Here is a 16,111-nt window from a genome sequence, read left to right on the forward strand (position 1 = left end):
CGGCCGGGGGTGCACCGCGGCCGGGCCGCGAAGCCGGTCCGGCACCGCCGGACTGCGCCGTCGTGGCGGGAGATATGCGCAGCAGGTGCGCACCTCGCACACCCGGGCCACAAGGCCTGCCCCGCACCGCCGGGCCCCACCGCCGCGGCGGAAAACACGCCCGCGACGCCCCGGACGGCCGCACCCGGGCCGGACGGCCCCCCGGCACCGCCGGACTGCGCCGTCCTGGCTGCGCGCCGCCGCGGCGGGAGAGATACGCAGCACGTGCACACCCCGCACACCCGAGCCACAAGGACCGCCGGGCACCGCCCCCATGGCAGATCACCGTCGCAGCGGAAAGCATGCCCGCGGCGCCCCGGACGACCGCACCCGGGCCGGACGGCCACCCGGCACCGCCGGACTGCGCCGTCCTGGCTGCGCGCCGCCGCGGCGGGAGAGATACGCAGCACGTGCGCACCTCGCACACTCCGCACCCGGGCCGGACGGCCACCCGGCACCGTCGGACTGCGCCGTCGTGGCCCATCGCCGCCGCGGCGGAAGGACAGGGCGCGCCCCAGGGCACAACACCCTGGCCGGACGGCCACCCCGCTCGTAAGAGCGCCGCCACCAGCAGGGGTGTACACGCGCTACGCGCGTAGATATGCTCATCTGGTGACCATGCCCACCACAGTTACCGCACACGGCAACGACGCCGCGACGCGGCTGAAGGAGCTGGCGGACGCCACCGCCTCCGACAGTGCGCTGCGCCGCTTCCTGCACGGACTCCCGGGGGTCGACGCGGTCGGGCTGGAGGCCCGCGCCGCCTCGCTCGGCACCCGCTCGATCAAGACCACGGCGAAGGCGTACGCCATCGACCTGGCGATCTCGATGATCGACCTCACGACGCTCGAGGGTGCCGACACCCCGGGCAAGGTCCGGGCCCTGGCCGCCAAGGCCGTCAACCCCGACCCCACCGACCGGACGACGCCGCGCACCGCCGCGGTCTGCGTCTATCCCGACATGGTGGCGACGGCCAAGGCCGCCCTCGCCGGCACGGACGTGAAGGTCGCCTCCGTCGCCACCGCGTTCCCGGCCGGCCGCGCCGCGCTGCCGGTCAAGCTGGCGGACACGCGCGATGCGATCGAGGCCGGTGCCGACGAGATCGACATGGTCATCGACCGTGGCGCGTTCCTCGCCGGCCGGTACATGGACGTCCTGGAGGAGATCCGGGCCGTCAAGGCCGAGTGCGGTGACCGGGCCCGCCTGAAGGTGATCTTCGAGACGGGCGAGCTGTCGACGTACGACAACATCCGCCGCGCGTCCTGGATCGGCATGCTCGCGGGCGCCGACTTCATCAAGACCTCGACCGGCAAGGTCGCGGTCAACGCCACCCCGGCGAACACCCTGCTGATGCTGGAGGCCGTGCGGGACTTCCGCGCGCTGACCGGCGTGCAGGTCGGCGTGAAGCCGGCCGGCGGCATCCGCACCACCAAGGACGCGATCAAGTTCCTGGTCCTGGTCAACGAGACCGTGGGCGAGGAGTGGCTGGACAACACCTGGTTCCGTTTCGGCGCCTCCAGCCTCCTCAACGACCTGCTGATGCAGCGGCAGAAGCTGAGCACCGGGCGCTACTCCGGTCCCGACTACGTGACGGTGGACTGACCGACATGGCTGACATGGCTAACAAGGCATTCGCATACGCACCCGCCCCCGAGTCGCGCGCGGTCGTCGACATCGCCCCGTCCTACGGCCTGTTCATCGACGGCGAGTTCGCCGAGGCGACCGGCGGCAAGGTCTTCAAGACGATCAGCCCCTCCACCGAGGAGGTGCTCTCCGAGGTCGCCCAGGGCTCCGCGGAGGACGTGGACCGCGCGGTGAAGGCCGCCCGCAAGGCGTTCGAGAAGTGGTCGGCGCTGCCGGGCGCCGAGCGCGCCAAGTACCTGTTCCGGATCGCCCGGATCATCCAGGAGCGCAGCCGCGAGCTGGCCGTCCTGGAGACCCTGGACAACGGCAAGCCGATCAAGGAGACCCGCGACGCGGACCTCCCGCTGGTCGCCGCGCACTTCTTCTACTACGCGGGCTGGGCCGACAAGCTCGACCACGCGGGCTACGGCGCGAACCCCCGCCCGCTGGGCGTCGCGGGCCAGGTCATCCCGTGGAACTTCCCGCTGCTGATGCTGGCGTGGAAGATCGCCCCGGCGCTCGCCACGGGCAACACGGTCGTCCTCAAGCCGGCCGAGACCACGCCGCTGTCGGCGCTGTTCTTCGCGGACATCTGCCGCCAGGCGGGCCTGCCGAAGGGCGTCGTCAACATCGTCACCGGTGACGGCACCACGGGCGCCGCGCTCGTCGCGCACGAGGGCGTCAACAAGGTCGCGTTCACCGGTTCCACGGCGGTCGGCAAGGCCATCGCCCGTACGGTCGCGGGCACGGACAAGAAGCTCACGCTGGAGCTGGGCGGCAAGGGCGCCAACATCGTCTTCGACGACGCGCCCATCGACCAGGCCGTCGAGGGCATCGTGAACGGCATCTTCTTCAACCAGGGCCAGGTCTGCTGCGCGGGCTCGCGCCTGCTGGTCCAGGAGTCGATCCACGACGAGCTGCTGGACTCCCTCAAGCGCCGCCTGTCCACGCTGCGCCTCGGCGACCCGCTGGACAAGAACACCGACATCGGTGCGATCAACTCGGCCGAGCAGCTGGCCCGGATCACCGAGCTGGCCGACAGCGGCGAGGCCGAGGGCGCCGAGCGCTGGGCCCCGGCGTGCGAGCTGCCGGAGAACGGCTTCTGGTTCCGCCCGACGCTGTTCACGGGCGTCACCCAGGCCCACCGGATCGCCCGCGAGGAGATCTTCGGCCCGGTCCTGTCGGTGCTCACGTTCCGCACCCCGGGCGAAGCGGTCGCCAAGGCGAACAACTCGCAGTACGGCCTCTCCGCCGGCATCTGGACGGAGAAGGGCTCGCGCATGCTGGCCGTCGCGAGCAAGCTGCGCGCGGGCGTCATCTGGGCCAACACGTTCAACAAGTTCGACCCGACGTCGCCGTTCGGCGGCTTCAAGGAGTCGGGATTCGGCCGCGAGGGCGGCCGCCACGGCCTGGAGGCGTACCTCGATGTCTGAGCGATCCGAGCGACTCAGTGTCTTCAAGACCTACAAGCTGTTCGTCGGGGGCAAGTTCCCCCGGTCCGAGAGCGGGCGGGTGTACGAGGTGACCGACTCCAAGGGCAACTGGCTGGCCAACGCCCCGCTGTCCTCGCGCAAGGACGCCCGTGACGCGGTCGTCGCGGCCCGCAAGGCCGTCGGCGGCTGGTCCGGCGCGACCGCGTACAACCGCGGCCAGGTCCTCTACCGCGTCGCCGAGATGCTGGAGGGCCGCCGCGACCAGTTCGTGGCGGAGGTCGCCGACGCCGAGGGCCTGTCCAAGGCGAAGGCCGCGGCCCAGGTGGACGCGGCGATCGACCGCTGGGTCTGGTACGCGGGCTGGACCGACAAGATCGGCCAGATCACCGGTGCGACCAACCCGGTCGCGGGCCCGTTCTTCAACGTCTCCTCCACCGAGCCGACCGGCGTCGTCGCCGTGCTCGCGCCGCAGGAGTCGTCGTTCCTCGGCCTGGTGTCGGTGATCGCCCCGGCGATCGCCACAGGCAACACGGTGGTCGTGGTGGCCTCGGAGAAGGCCCCGCTGCCCGCCCTGTCGCTCGGCGAGGTGCTGGCCACCTCCGACGTCCCGGGCGGCGTCGTGAACGTCCTGTCGGGCCGTACGGCGGAGATCGCGCCGTCCCTGGCCGCGCACCAGGACGTCAACGCGATCGACCTGGCCGGTGCGGATGCCGAGCTCGCCAAGGAGCTGGAGATCGCCGCGGCGGACAACCTCAAGCGCGTACTGCGTCCACAGCCTGTGGACTGGGCGGCGGCGCCCGGCACGGACCGCATGACGGCGTTCCTGGAGACGCGCACGGTCTGGCACCCGACGGGGTCGCTGGGCGCGGGCGGCTCGTCGTACTGACCCGGGCGGGCCGTAACGGGCCTGAACGGCATGAGGAGGCGGGGTGGGCCAGTGGCCCACCCCGCCTCCTCGCGTCCGCTCTCAGTGCCCCTTGGGAGGCACCGCCGGCCGCCCGGTCGGCAGCAGCGACGTCAGGTTGCTCGCCACGGGCAGGTCCGTCAGGCTGCCGCCCTTGGAGATCGGCGCCGTCGCCGGCTTGGTGGTGACGGGCTGCATCTGCCCCACCTTCGTGCCGACCGTGTTGTCGAACGGGTCGACGGGCGTGCCGGCCAGCGGGTTGGTCCGCAGGGTCTTGACCGTGTCGAAGATCCCCTCCGCTCCCGCCTCCAGGCCCTTGTTGGCCCCCTCGATGGCCGCGGGGATGTTGGTCTCGCCGAACTGGGCGCGGGCCAGGCCACCGCCCATCCCCGGATCCACGCCGGCCGCGCTCGCGGTGGCCGCGCCGCCCGCGGCGAAGGCCGCGCCCGCCGATACGGTCAGCCCCACGCGCAGCAGCATCCGGCGCCGGAGCGCTCTCGACGCCTTGCTGGCGGAGTGTGCGTGTCGTGCGTGCGAGGCCATGGCCACCTGCCCTGCCGGAGTCGTTGGATGCGGACGGTCGCGAGATGCGGACGAACGACAACGCAGCGTATGCGAGTGGTGACACTGCGCGCACCATGCGACCCGGGGGGATCCCCCATGCGGACCAATGCCTCACACTGGTGTCCCGTGACTCCCCACTTGAGCCCCGCGCGCGTCATCCTGCTGACCGGTCCTTCCGGTTCCGGAAAGTCGTCCCTCGCGGCCCGTACCGGGCTGCCCGTCCTCAACCTGGACGACTTCTACAAGGAGGGCACGGACCCGACGCTTCCGCTGCTCGCGGACGGCTCGGGCACGGACTGGGACTCCCCGCTCTCGTGGCACGCGGACGCCGCCGTCGCCGCGATCGAGCAGCTGTGCCGCACGTCACGCACGGACGTGCCGCTGTACTCGATCTCCAGCAGCTCGATCACGGGCACGAGCGTCCTGGACATCGGCCGCACGCCGCTGTTCATCGCCGAGGGCATCTTCGCCGCCGACATCATCGACCGCTGCCGCGAGCTGGGCGTGCTGGCCGACGCCCTGTGCCTGCGCGGCCGCCCCTCGACGACCTTCCGCCGCCGGCTGGCGCGCGACCTGCGCGAGGGCCGCAAGTCCGTGCCGTACCTGGTCCGGCGCGGCCTGCGGCTGATGCGCGCCGAGCGCGGCATCGTGGCCCGCCAGACGGCGCTGGGCGCGTACGCGTGCGGCAAGGAGACGGCCATGGGCCGGATAGCCGCCGCGGCGGCGGGCCGCCGCGAGAGCGTACGGGTCTGACCGGGGACGCACGGAGCGGCGTACGGTCCGTCCGGTCCGTCAGCACCGTACGCGCGGCCCGACCGGGGCACCGGAAGCGGCCGGACGCGCACAGAAGCGCGCCGGGGCGCGCGGCCCCGGCGCGGAAGACGCGCGAAAGCGGGTCAGGACAGGCCCCCCGGCCGTCCGACCCGCTTCCGCTCCCCCGTGGCCCCGTCCGCGCTCCCCCCGAAGCGCCCCCCGTGCAGGGCCCCTTGTCGTTCGTTGACGCCGCTCAGGCGACCAGCTCGCCGAAGGACTCCAGCTGGTCACGGCCTGAGCCGATGACCTCGTCGTCGCGCAGGCGGCGCAGCGAGCGCCAGATGCTGCTCTTGACCGTGCCGACGCTGATGTCCAGGATCTCGGCGATCTCCGGGTCCGTCCGGCCCTCGTAGTAGCGCAGGACGAGCATCGTGCGCTGCAGCTCGGGCAGCCGGGCCAGCGCCTGCCAGAGGACGGCGCGCAGCTCGGTCCCGCGCATCGCGTCGCCCTCGCCGGGCATCTCCGGCAGTTCCTCGGTCGGGTACTCGTTGAGCTTGCGCCGGCGCCAGGCGCTGATGTGCAGGTTGGTCATCGTGCGGCGCAGGTAGCCGCCGACGGCCGCCTTGTCCGTGATCCGGTCCCAGGCCCGGTAGGTGGAGAACAGCGCGCTCTGCAGCAGGTCCTCCGCCTCGTGGCGGTCGCCGGTCAGGTGGTAGGCGGTCGCGTACAGGGAGGCGCGGCGCTCCTGGACGTAGGCGGTGAACGCCGCTTCGGCGGACACGGTCTCCGTCCGGGACGCCCCCGTGACGTCCCCCGTCTTCTCCCCCGTGGCCGCCGGAGCCGCCCCCGCGGCTCCCTTGGCCTCCCCGTACGTGACCGCGTCGATCGCCACCATGTACGGCGGCCGAACACGTCCGGTGCCGCGGGCGCACCCCCGCCCGCCCACGGCACCGGACTTCTCCGGGCCCCGCCCGGCGTCGTGCAGGCGCGTGCGAATGACTGCGCTGGTCGTGGTGCTGTGCAGTGTGTTCATCTCGCGCCCCCCGTCGGTGGAGCCAGCCTCGGTCCGATTTCCGTACCGGGCCTCGCTGCCCGATGACCAAAAGCCTGCCGGGCCAGTTTCATCGCGCTGTCCGCCGACTGTCACAGCCCTGCAACAGCTCGGCGGGGCACGGAAGGGCCCGGCGGGAGGGCGCGGGAAGGGCGCCGGTCGAACTACCGGGCTGACGTAGGCCAGAATGACCACCGTGCCTTCCCTGTTGCTGATCGAGGACGACGACGCCATCCGCACCGCTCTCGAGTTCTCCCTGTCCCGTCAGGGCCACCGTGTGGTGACCGCGGCGACGGGCGAGGACGGCCTGAAGCTGCTCCGCGAGCAGCGGCCGGATCTGATCGTGCTGGACGTGATGCTGCCCGGTATCGACGGTTTCGAGGTGTGCCGGCGCATCCGCCGCACCGACCAGCTGCCGATCATCCTGCTCACCGCGCGCAGCGACGACATCGACGTCGTGGTGGGCCTGGAGTCCGGCGCGGACGACTACGTGGTCAAGCCCGTGCAGGGCCGCGTGCTGGACGCCCGGATCCGCGCGGTGCTGCGCCGCGGCGAGCGCGAGACCAACGACTCCGCGGCCTTCGGCTCGCTGGTCATCGACCGCTCCGCGATGACCGTGACCAAGAACGGCGAGGAGCTGCAGCTCACGCCGACCGAGCTGCGGCTGCTCCTGGAGCTCAGCCGCCGCCCGGGGCAGGCGCTCTCGCGCCAGCAGCTGCTGCGCCTGGTCTGGGAGCACGACTACCTGGGCGACTCCCGGCTGGTCGACGCCTGTGTGCAGCGGCTGCGCGCCAAGGTCGAGGACGTGCCGTCGTCCCCGACCCTGATCCGCACCGTGCGCGGCGTCGGCTACCGCCTGGACGCTCCGCAGTGACCGGACGCGTGCGCCGCTGGGCCGCCGCCCGCAACGTGATGAAGCTCAGCCTGCGCTGGATAAGCCTGCGGCTGCGGCTGATGCTCGTCTTCGCCCTGGTCGCCCTGGCCGCAGCCGTCTCCGCGTCGGCGATCGCGTACTGGCTCAACCGCGACGCGGTGCTCACCCGCACCCAGGACGCGGCCCTGGACGACTTCCGCAAGTCCCTGCAGGACAACACCGGCACGCTGCCCCTCGGGCCCACCTGCCAGGAGCTGCAGGCGGCGGCCGACCGGATGGCGGCCACGTCGCAGAAGTACGAGGTGCTGCTGATCGGCAGCGGCGAGGGCGGCAAGGCCTGCGCCGCGCCCTCGGACCGCGACCTGTTCTCCCTCAAGGTCGTGCCGAAGTCGCTGCAGGCGGCCGTGAACCGCGAGCGGCGCGTGGACGACTCCAACCGCTACGCGTACCACCTGTACTGGCAGCGGATCACGCTGGACGGCAAGCCGTACCTGGTGGGCGGCGCGAAGGTGATCGGCGGCGGCCCCACGGGCTATCTGCTGAAGTCCCTGGAGAACGAGCGCGCCGACCTCAACTCGCTGGCCTGGTCGCTGGGCATCGCCACCGGCCTGGCGCTCATCGGCTCGGCGCTGCTCGCGCAGGCCGCCGCGTCCACCGTGCTGCGGCCCGTGCAGCGGCTCGGCGACGCGGCCCGGCGGCTCGGCGAGGGCAAGCTGGACACCCGGCTGCGCGTCTCCGGCACGGACGAGCTGGCCGACCTGTCGCGCACCTTCAACAAGACCGCGGAGTCGCTGCAGAAGCGCGTCGAGGAGCTCAGCGCCCGGGAGGCCGCGAGCCGCCGCTTCGTCGCCGACATGTCGCACGAGCTGCGGACCCCGCTCACGGCCATCACGGCGGTGACCGAGGTGCTGGAGGACGAGGCGGACAACCTCGATCCGATGATCGCCCCCGCGGTGCAGCTCGTCGTGAGCGAGACCCGCCGGCTGAACGACCTGGTGGAGAATCTGATGGAGGTCACCCGCTTCGACGCGGGCACGGCCCGGCTCGTGCTGGACGACGTGGACGTCGCCGACCAGGTCACCGCCTGCATCGACGCCCGCGCCTGGCTCGACGCCGTCGAGCTGGACGCCGAGCGCGGCATCATGGCCCGGCTCGACCCGCGGCGCCTCGACGTCATCCTCGCCAACCTCATCGGCAACGCCCTCAAGCACGGCGGCTCCCCGGTGCGCGTCTCGGTCCGCACGGAGGACGACGCGCTGCGCATCGACGTGCGCGACCACGGCCCGGGCATCCCCGAGGACGTCCTGCCGCACGTCTTCGACCGCTTCTACAAGGCGAGCGCGTCCCGGCCGCGCTCCGAGGGCAGCGGCCTCGGCCTGTCCATCGCCCTGGAGAACGCCCACATCCACGGCGGTGAGATCACCGCGGCCAACTCCCCCGAGGGCGGCGCGGTCTTCACGCTCACCCTGCCGCGGGACGCCTCCGGCCTCACCGAGCAGCCAGCCGGCGACGGGGAGGACGGCAAGTGAGCACCACTCCGCACCCGAGACCGGCCCCGCGCCGCAGGGCGGCCCTGCGGGGCACCGCGCTGGCCCTCGCCCTGCTCGGCACGGCCACGGCCTGCGGCATCCGCGGCACCGCCGTGCCGGTGGACGCGGGCGGCGCGCCGTCGCGCTCGTCGTGCGTCGTCAAGTCCGGGCGCACCGTCCCCTCCGGCTCCGCCGCCGTGACCGTCCAGCTGGAGTGCACCTCGCAGCTGGTGCCCGTCACCCGCGCGGTGAACGGGCCCGACACCTCCGAGGACGGCGTGGCCGTCGCCCGCCTGCTGCTCGACGAGCTCCGCAAGGCGCCGTCGAACGAGGAGGCCGAGGCGGGCATGTCCACGGCCGTGCCGCAGCGGCTGACCGTTTCCGGGCCGCGGCCCGGCGACCCCGCGGGGACGCTGCGGCTCGGCCGGGACCCCGGCGAGCTGCCGCAGGTCGGCCTGGCGCAGCTCGTGTGCACGTACGCGGGCACGGCCGCGGCCGACGGCAAGCGGACGGTGATCCTGGGCGGCCCGGCGGAGGAGCGCCCCAAGAGCTACGCGTGCACGGACGAGCTCCGGGTGCATCCGGACAGCGCGGACATCACGGGCACGACCGTCTCGTAAGGCCTGTCGCCGGACGTGGCGCCGCGGTGATCACGACCACCGGCGGGCCGCCGCGCCCGTGGTGTCCCACCGCTGCGGCGGGCGATCCTTTTCCGCCGCGGCGGCGACCCGCCACCGCGGCGGGGCTCCGGCGGCCTACGCAGGCGGAACCGGCACGCGCCCCGGGGGAACCGCCGGAGGCTCCCGGCCGGAACCGTGCGACCGGCGCACCGCGTCATGTGGGGCGTGCAGGGTCATGGTTACGGCGGTACGCCCGCCCTCCGATACCGCTACCGCCTCGCGGGCTGCGTGCTCCTCGTCGTCCATCTGCTGACGGTCGGCTGGCTCGCCCTGCGCCCGCTGACCGTGCCCTGGGTGTCCGCCGCGCACCTGGAGCCGCTGGCCACGATCCGGGCCGACCTCGCCCTGAGCCCCTGGGAGGCGGCGCGGGCCATAGGGGCGGGGGTCCTGCCGCTCGCCCCGCTGGGCGTCCTGCTGCCGTGGGCGCGCGGCCGCCTCGCGGCCTCGCCGCTGGGCTCGCTGACCCGCACGGTCTTCACCAGCGCGATGGTGTCGCTGGCGCTGCAGGTGGTGCAGAGCGGCGTCGTGGGCCAGGTGCTGGACGTGGACGCGCTCCTGCTGAACGTGACGGGGGTGGCGGCCGTGCACCTGGCCGTCGTCCCCGCGGCGAGGGCCCGCCTCCGTCGCAGGTCGGACGGGCGGCACCCGGAGCCCATACGCCGGGAGGAGACCCCTCAGGGTGTCACCCCGACGATCCCCAGGGTCGGGATCGCCCCTTAGGCCGACGTTCCGGCCGGGTCCGCGGACATAACGTGGAGTCATCGGGAAGCCGACGGGATGGACGGGAAAAACGTTCCCGCGCCGTATCGGTTCCCGCGAGACGAGGAGTCGCCGTCATGTCCGCCAAGCTGGTCCGTCCCCGCAACCACAGGATGATCGCCGGGGTGTGCGCCGGTCTGGCCGAGCGCTTCGGGACGTCCCGCACGACGATGCGGGTGATCTTCCTGCTCTCGTGCCTGCTGCCCGGCCCGCAGTTCCTGCTCTACATCGCGCTGTGGATCCTGCTGCCGTCGGAGGACGCGCGCAACGGCGGGGCCGCGCACTCCTGGTAAAGCAGTGGAGCACTTCGGATAACCGGTAGAGCACCAGAACGCTTAAACACTTAAACGCTTAAAAAGCATTCCGTACGCGAAACGGCGGGCCGTCTCCGGAATCGTTCCGGATGACGGCCCGCCGTCGTACGAGCGGGACGGGCTCGCGGGAGCGGGGCTGGTCAGCCGCCGATGCCGGGCACCGGCAGGCTGCTGAGCGGGAGCCCCGACAGGGGCGCCAGCAGGCCCGTGTTCCCCTTGTTGTCGGCCGGCAGGGTGGCCGCGGCCGTGGCGTCCTTGGTCTCCGGAGCCGCGGCCCTGGTCACGCCCTTCGGGGCGAGCTCGTGCGTCGGGAGCTGCGGCGCGACGGCCTTGTCCACGGCCTGGGCCGGGGCCGTCAGCATGCCGCTCTGGATCGCGCGGTCCGCCGCGGAGATCACCGGGCCGCCCGCGGGGGCGACCTCGGCGACCTGCTGGATGGGCAGCCCCGCCGTCGTGGTCCGGGCGGTGGTCGTGAGCGATTCGACGGCACCCGCGGAGCCGGCCGCCTGGGCGCTCCCCGCCGCCGCGGCGGCGAAGGCAACACCGAGGGCGACGGCACCGAGAGTCCTGAAGTTTCCGAGCTTCATCTGAATTCTGTCCTCGCGACGGGGGATTCTTCGAGCGGCACTGCAACCTAGCCACGACTTCCCGGCCGCCGCAATCATTGACACGGCCGGGACGATTAACGTCCCGGCCGCCGCACGCTATTCCCCGCGGATTCACCGTCCGTTGCGGCCGGTGAGAACGCCGCTGGTCAGAAAGGCCCGCCCACTCCTACTGGAAGAGCCACTCGGACTTGAGCTCGGCGTAACCCGGCTTGATCACGTCATTGATCATCGCCAGACGTTCGTCGAATGGGATGAACGCGGACTTCATCGCGTTGACGGTGAACCACTGGATGTCGTCCAGCGTGTAGCCGAAGGCCTTCACCAGGTGCTCGAATTCCCGGCTCATGCTGGTGCCGCTCATCAGGCGATTATCGGTATTGATAGTCGCCCGGAAATGCAGCTTCCGCAGCAGGCCGACCGGGTGCTCCTCGTACGAGCTGGCCGCACCGGTCTGCAGGTTCGAGGTGGGGCACATCTCCAGCGGAATGCGCTTGTCCCGGACGTACGAGGCGAGCCGGCCCAGCTTGGCCTTGCCGTCCTCGCCGATCTCGATGTCGTCGATGATGCGGACGCCGTGGCCGAGCCGGTCCGCGCCGCACCACTGCAGGGCCTGCCAGATCGACGGCAGGCCGAACGCCTCACCCGCGTGGATGGTGAAGTGGTTGTTCTCGCGCTTGAGGTACTCGAACGCGTCCAGGTGACGGGTGGGAGGGAAGCCCGCCTCGGCGCCCGCGATGTCGAAGCCGACGACGCCGGAGTCGCGGTAGCGGTTGGCGAGTTCCGCGATCTCCAGGGCGCGGGCCGCGTGCCGCATGGCGGTGAGCAGCGCGCCCACCCGGATGCGGTGGCCGTTGGCCTTCGCGCGGCGCTCGCCCTCGCGGAAGCCCTCGTTGACGGCCTCCACGACCTCTTCGAGGGTGAGGCCGGCCTCCAGGTGCTGCTCCGGCGCGTAGCGCACCTCGGCGTAGACGACGCCGTCCTCGGCCAGGTCCTCGGCGCACTCCGCGGCCACCCGGACGAGGGCCTCGCGGGTCTGCATCACCGCACAGGTGTGCGCGAAGGTCTCCAGGTACCGCTCCAGCGAGCCGGAGTCGGCCGCCTCGCGGAACCAGACGCCCAGCTTGTCCGCGTCGGTCTCGGGCAGACCGGTGTAGCCCGTCTCACGGGCCAGGTCGACGATCGTGCCGGGGCGCAGCCCGCCGTCCAGGTGGTCGTGCAGCAGGACCTTGGGGGCGCGACGGATCTGTTCGGGGTTCGGTTGGATGGTCTCGGTCGTCATTTCGGCACTCTAGCCCCTACGCGCGTAGATGGAGGCGAACGATACGGAACGGTGACCCGTCGGCGGGGTGGACACCGTCAGTCCTTCTGCCATCGTTTCTGCCATGGCTCAGCAAGCGTTGCCTCAGCGGGATCCGGAAGGAACGCACGGACAGCCGAACCCCCCGCGGAAGAAGCGGGACCGGGAGAAGCGGGACACCGCACGGCCCACGGCGCGGCTCGGGAAGCCGCTCGGGGCCGGGCGCACGGTGCGCGGCGTACACGGCGTGGCGCTGCTGCTGCCCGGCGGCCGGGCCGAGGGCACCCGCGGGCCCTCGGCGCTCGACCTCGCCGCGCAACGGCCGCTGGCCCGCCGGCTGGCCGCGGCGGCCGCGGAGGACGGGCTGGTCACCCACGTCGTCCACTACCGGCTGCGCGGGTGGAACGGTTCCGCGGCGGACCCCGTGCGGGACGCCGAATGGGCGGCGGACGAGGTCGTGCGGCGCTACGGCGACGTGCCGGTGTGCCTCGTCGGCACCGACATGGGCGGCCGCGCGGCGCTCCGGGCCGCGGGGCACGCGGCGGTGACGGCGGTGCTGGCCGTCGCCCCGTGGCTGCCGGACGCGGACGGGCCCGCGAAGCCGGAGCCCGAACCGGTGCGGCAGCTGTGCGGGCGGCGCGTGCTGATCGTGCACGGCACCAACGACGAGCACACCGACCCCGATCTGTCCTTCCGCCTCGCCCAGCGGGCGAAGAAGGTCAACCGCGACGTGTGCCGCTTCGAGGTCCACTCCGACGGGCACGGCCTGCGCCAGCACCGCGCGGAAGTCCGGGCACTTGCCGCGGACTTCGTACGCGGAGTGCTCTTCGGCCACCACTTCGCCCGGCCGGTGGCGGACGCGCTCGCGGCTCCGCCGCCGCTGGGCCTCCGCATGCCGTTGGCCTCCGGCTTCGGGGCGAGCCTGGGGCACTGAGGGTGCGCCGGGCACCGCCGGACACGTCCCGTGGGGTTGCTCGCCGTCGCGGCGGGAGGATTGCACCTGCGACCGGGTTCGCTCCGCGGGGTTCGCTCTGCGGGGCGCGCGGGGTCCGGCACCGCCGGTCACGCAGGCGGGGGTCGCTCGCCGTCGCGGCGGGAGTTCTTTGCCTGCGGCAAAGAGCTGCGGATGCGCCGGCAGGGTCGTCGAGAGGCCTCGCCTCTCGAATCCGCCGCAGCGGCGCGCAACCGAACTCGGCGTCTCCGGCGGTGCCGGACTCGGCGCGCCCCCACGGAGCGAACCCCGCGAAGCGAACCCCGCGAAGCGGGACCGTCACCGTGGCAGCAGCTGGCCCCTCCTCGACAAGAGGAAGCGTTTGAACGCCGCCACCGGCGGCGTGTCGGGGTGGCCGTCCAGCCACGCCACCCCGATCTCTCGGAACGCGCGCGGCGCGGTGACCGTGAGTTCGGCGACGCCGGGCCGCGGGACGGCCGGCGGGGGCAGGAGGGCCACGCCGAGGCCCGCCGCGACGAGGCCGCGGAGCGTCTCCGCCTCCTCGCCCTCGAAGGCGATCTTCGGGGTGAACCCCGCCTCCGCGCAGACCGCGTCGGTGATGCGCCGCAGCCCGTAGCCGGGTTCGAGGGTGACGAAGAGCTCGGACGCGGCCTCGGCGAGGCGGATCCGCTTGCGGGAGGCGAGGGGGTGGTCGTCGGGGACGACGAGCCGCAGCTTCTGCTCGTCGAGGCGGCGCGAGACGAGGTCGGGGGCGTCCGGGACGGGCGAGGTGAGGCACAGGTCGAGCTCGCCGTCGCGCAGCCGCTGCAGCATCGACTCGCCGTAGTTCTGCACGAGCTGGAACCGTACGCGCGGATGGTCGGCGCGGAAGGCGCGGATGAGCTCGGGTACGGTCTCGGTGCCGAGCGTGTGGAGGAAGCCGAAGGCGACCTTGCCGGCGGCGGGGTCGGCGTCGGCCCGTACGGACTCGGCGGCGCGGTCGACCTCGGACAGGGCGCGGTCGACGGTGGCGAGGAAGGTGCGGCCGGCCGCGGTCAGGGAGACGGTGCGGCCGTGGCGGGCGAACAGGGCGACGCCCAGGTCGTCTTCGAGCCGGGCGATCGAGCGGCTGAGCGTGGACTGCGGCACGCCGATCTGCTGCGCGGCGCGCGTGACGTGCTCGTGGCGGGCGACGGCGACGAACTGCGCGAGCCGCGGCGTGAGGGTGGCGGCCCAGGAGTCGGCCTCGACGTCCGCTGTTACGGGGATGTCTTTTTCATTGCCGGGCGGTGACAAGGGCGGCCGTGACCTGCGTTCATGCAACACAGGATCGATTATCGCCATTCTGTGCATTGGACGCATCAGCCCAGGCTGCCTACGGTTTTCGTATGCCTCCTGCCGATACCGGGGCATCCAGCGTCATCGTGCGTTCGGGTGCCTCTGCTCTGTCGTCCCTTCACTTCTCTCACGCGTCCGGCGAGGACACCCGGCTGGAGCCGGGCGGCCCCGGCTACCGCCGGATGAGCTTGGCCCTGTTCGCCGCGGGTGTCGCCACCTTCGCCCTCCTCTACTCCACGCAGGCGCTGCTGCCGGCCATCTCCGGCGGCCTCGGGGTGACGGCCGATCAGGCCAGCTGGACGGTCTCGGCCGCGACGGGCGGGCTCGCCCTCGCGGTCGTCCCGCTCAGCGCGCTCTCCGAGCGCTTCGGGCGCCGCACGATGATGACCGCCTCGCTGTGCGTGGCCGCGCTCGTGGCCCTGCTCGTGCCGCTCGCGCCGAGCCTGGGCTGGCTGGTCGCGCTGCGCGCGGTGCAGGGTGCGGCGCTGGCCGGGGTGCCGGCGTCGGCGATGGCCTACCTCGCGGAGGAGGTCCGGCCGAAGGCGCTGGTCGGCGCGATCGGGCTGTTCGTGGCGGGCAACAGCATCGGCGGCATGACGGGCCGCATCCTCGCGGGCTGGGTGGCCCAGGCGTGGGGCTGGCGGGCCGGCCTGGCCGCGGTGGGCGCGCTGGCGGTGGTGTGCGCGCTGGCGTTCCGGCTGCTGATCCCGAAGGCGCGGCACTTCAAGGCGGCGGCGGTGTCGCCGAAGCGGCTGGCCCGTACGGTGGGCGGTCACCTGTCCGACCCGCTGCTGCGGCGCCTGTACGCGATCGGTGCGCTGTTCATGACGGTGTTCGGCGCGGTGTACACCGTGATCGGCTACCGGCTGGCGGACGCGCCGTTCTCGCTCCCGCAGGGCGTCGTGGGCTCGATCTTCCTGATCTACCTGGTGGGCACGGCGTCGTCGGCCGCGGCCGGCAAGCTCGTCGGCCGGCTGGGCCGCCGCGGGGCGCTGTACCTGGCGGTCGGCACGACGACCCTGGGCCTGCTGCTGTCGCTGACGTCGTCGCTGCTCGCGGTCCTGGCGGGCCTGGTCCTCATCACGGCGGGCTTCTTCGCCGGCCACGCGGTGGCGTCGTCCTCGGTCAGCCGCGCCGCGAAGACGGGCCGGGCCCAGGCCTCGGCCCTCTACCAGACGGCGTACTACCTGGGTTCGTCGGTCGGCGGCACGCTCGGCGCGATCGCCTTCGGGGCGGGGGGCTGGGACGGCACGGTGGTGCTGGGCCTGCTGGCGATGGTGGGCGCGGCGTCGATCACGCTGTACGCGACGCGCAGGGCGCTCGTAGAGCGCCGACGCGGGGCGGCGGTCCGGGCGTAGCCCGGGGCCTTACGGAACCCGAAGGGGGGCCGGTTCCCCGCCACCTGTCCTGGCGG

16 protein-coding genes are annotated in these 16,111 nt (G+C 72.9%); 11 read left to right on the plus strand and 5 right to left on the minus strand.

Annotation, left to right across the window (positions count from 1 at the left end; translation table 11 throughout):
• Window positions 1–657 precede the first annotated feature (657 nt).
• From deoC to B7P34_RS30840, 3 genes are read left to right on the plus strand one after another with little or no spacing between them, the layout of a single operon-like run.
• Entirely contained in the window at window positions 658–1,641 is a 984-nt protein-coding gene (deoC, locus tag B7P34_RS30830; protein ID WP_106681499.1) for a deoxyribose-phosphate aldolase, read from the plus strand.
• Window positions 1,642–1,655: 14 nt separating this feature from the next.
• The gene (locus B7P34_RS30835) at window positions 1,656–3,095 is read left to right on the plus strand and encodes an aldehyde dehydrogenase family protein (RefSeq protein WP_106681500.1); all 1,440 of its coding nucleotides are present in this window, start codon (window positions 1,656–1,658) and stop codon (window positions 3,093–3,095) included.
• Complete coding sequence (locus B7P34_RS30840) at window positions 3,088–3,981, plus strand: aldehyde dehydrogenase family protein (RefSeq protein ID WP_106681488.1); 894 nt, start codon at window positions 3,088–3,090, stop codon at window positions 3,979–3,981. Before B7P34_RS30835 ends, B7P34_RS30840 begins: the two co-directional genes overlap by 8 nt.
• Window positions 3,982–4,062: 81 nt before the next feature.
• On the opposite strand, the gene B7P34_RS30845 is transcribed toward B7P34_RS30840, so the two are convergent.
• Window positions 4,063–4,467, minus strand: coding sequence for a hypothetical protein (locus B7P34_RS30845; protein WP_223268404.1), 405 nt, complete (start codon window positions 4,465–4,467; stop codon window positions 4,063–4,065).
• Window positions 4,468–4,689: 222 nt separating this feature from the next.
• On the opposite strand from B7P34_RS30845, the gene B7P34_RS30850 reads away from it, so the two are divergent.
• Complete coding sequence (locus tag B7P34_RS30850) at window positions 4,690–5,316, plus strand: hypothetical protein (RefSeq protein ID WP_223268405.1); 627 nt, start codon at window positions 4,690–4,692, stop codon at window positions 5,314–5,316.
• Window positions 5,317–5,569: 253 nt separating this feature from the next.
• Here the strand turns inward: B7P34_RS30850 and B7P34_RS30855 are convergent, their stop codons facing one another.
• Entirely contained in the window at window positions 5,570–6,349 is a 780-nt protein-coding gene (locus B7P34_RS30855) for a SigE family RNA polymerase sigma factor (protein ID WP_106681491.1), read from the minus strand.
• A gap of 214 nt (window positions 6,350–6,563) precedes the next feature.
• On the opposite strand from B7P34_RS30855, the gene afsQ1 reads away from it, so the two are divergent.
• The 5 genes from afsQ1 (at window position 6,564) to B7P34_RS30880 (ending at window position 10,502) form a co-directional block, all read left to right on the plus strand.
• Window positions 6,564–7,241 (plus strand): two-component system response regulator AfsQ1, encoded by a 678-nt coding sequence (gene afsQ1, locus B7P34_RS30860; protein ID WP_173864811.1) that lies wholly within the window; start codon window positions 6,564–6,566, stop codon window positions 7,239–7,241.
• The gene (locus tag B7P34_RS30865; protein WP_286157529.1) at window positions 7,238–8,770 is read left to right on the plus strand and encodes a sensor histidine kinase; all 1,533 of its coding nucleotides are present in this window, start codon (window positions 7,238–7,240) and stop codon (window positions 8,768–8,770) included. The genes afsQ1 and B7P34_RS30865 overlap by 4 nt, the downstream gene beginning before the upstream one ends.
• Entirely contained in the window at window positions 8,767–9,390 is a 624-nt protein-coding gene (locus tag B7P34_RS30870; RefSeq protein WP_106681492.1) for a hypothetical protein, read from the plus strand. The genes B7P34_RS30865 and B7P34_RS30870 overlap by 4 nt, the downstream gene beginning before the upstream one ends.
• Before the next feature lie 225 nt (window positions 9,391–9,615).
• The gene (locus B7P34_RS30875; protein ID WP_106681502.1) at window positions 9,616–10,170 is read left to right on the plus strand and encodes a VanZ family protein; all 555 of its coding nucleotides are present in this window, start codon (window positions 9,616–9,618) and stop codon (window positions 10,168–10,170) included.
• A gap of 116 nt (window positions 10,171–10,286) precedes the next feature.
• Entirely contained in the window at window positions 10,287–10,502 is a 216-nt protein-coding gene (locus B7P34_RS30880) for a PspC domain-containing protein (protein WP_106681493.1), read from the plus strand.
• Window positions 10,503–10,663: 161 nt separating this feature from the next.
• Here the strand turns inward: B7P34_RS30880 and B7P34_RS30885 are convergent, their stop codons facing one another.
• Together B7P34_RS30885 and B7P34_RS30890 are read right to left on the minus strand one after the other, a co-directional pair.
• A complete protein-coding gene (locus B7P34_RS30885; protein ID WP_106681494.1) occupies window positions 10,664–11,110 on the minus strand; it encodes a hypothetical protein in 447 nt (148 codons plus the stop codon).
• 187 nt (window positions 11,111–11,297) lie between these two features.
• Entirely contained in the window at window positions 11,298–12,410 is a 1,113-nt protein-coding gene (locus tag B7P34_RS30890) for an adenosine deaminase (RefSeq protein ID WP_106681495.1), read from the minus strand.
• 103 nt (window positions 12,411–12,513) lie between these two features.
• Here B7P34_RS30890 and B7P34_RS30895 point away from each other — a divergent pair, with 103 nt between their 5' ends.
• Complete coding sequence (locus B7P34_RS30895) at window positions 12,514–13,362, plus strand: hypothetical protein (RefSeq protein ID WP_223268406.1); 849 nt, start codon at window positions 12,514–12,516, stop codon at window positions 13,360–13,362.
• Between the two features lie 336 nt (window positions 13,363–13,698).
• Here B7P34_RS30895 and B7P34_RS30900 read toward each other — a convergent pair whose 3' ends face one another.
• On the minus strand, window positions 13,699–14,685 hold the full coding sequence (locus B7P34_RS30900; RefSeq protein WP_106681497.1) for a LysR family transcriptional regulator: 987 nt from the start codon (window positions 14,683–14,685) through the stop codon (window positions 13,699–13,701).
• A gap of 62 nt (window positions 14,686–14,747) precedes the next feature.
• On the opposite strand from B7P34_RS30900, the gene B7P34_RS30905 reads away from it, so the two are divergent.
• Complete coding sequence (locus tag B7P34_RS30905; RefSeq protein WP_106681498.1) at window positions 14,748–16,055, plus strand: MFS transporter; 1,308 nt, start codon at window positions 14,748–14,750, stop codon at window positions 16,053–16,055.
• The last annotated feature ends 56 nt before the right edge of the window (window positions 16,056–16,111 follow it).

The organism is Streptosporangium nondiastaticum, assembly GCF_003011965.1.
GTDB lineage: Bacteria > Actinomycetota > Actinomycetes > Streptomycetales > Streptomycetaceae > Streptomyces > Streptomyces nondiastaticus.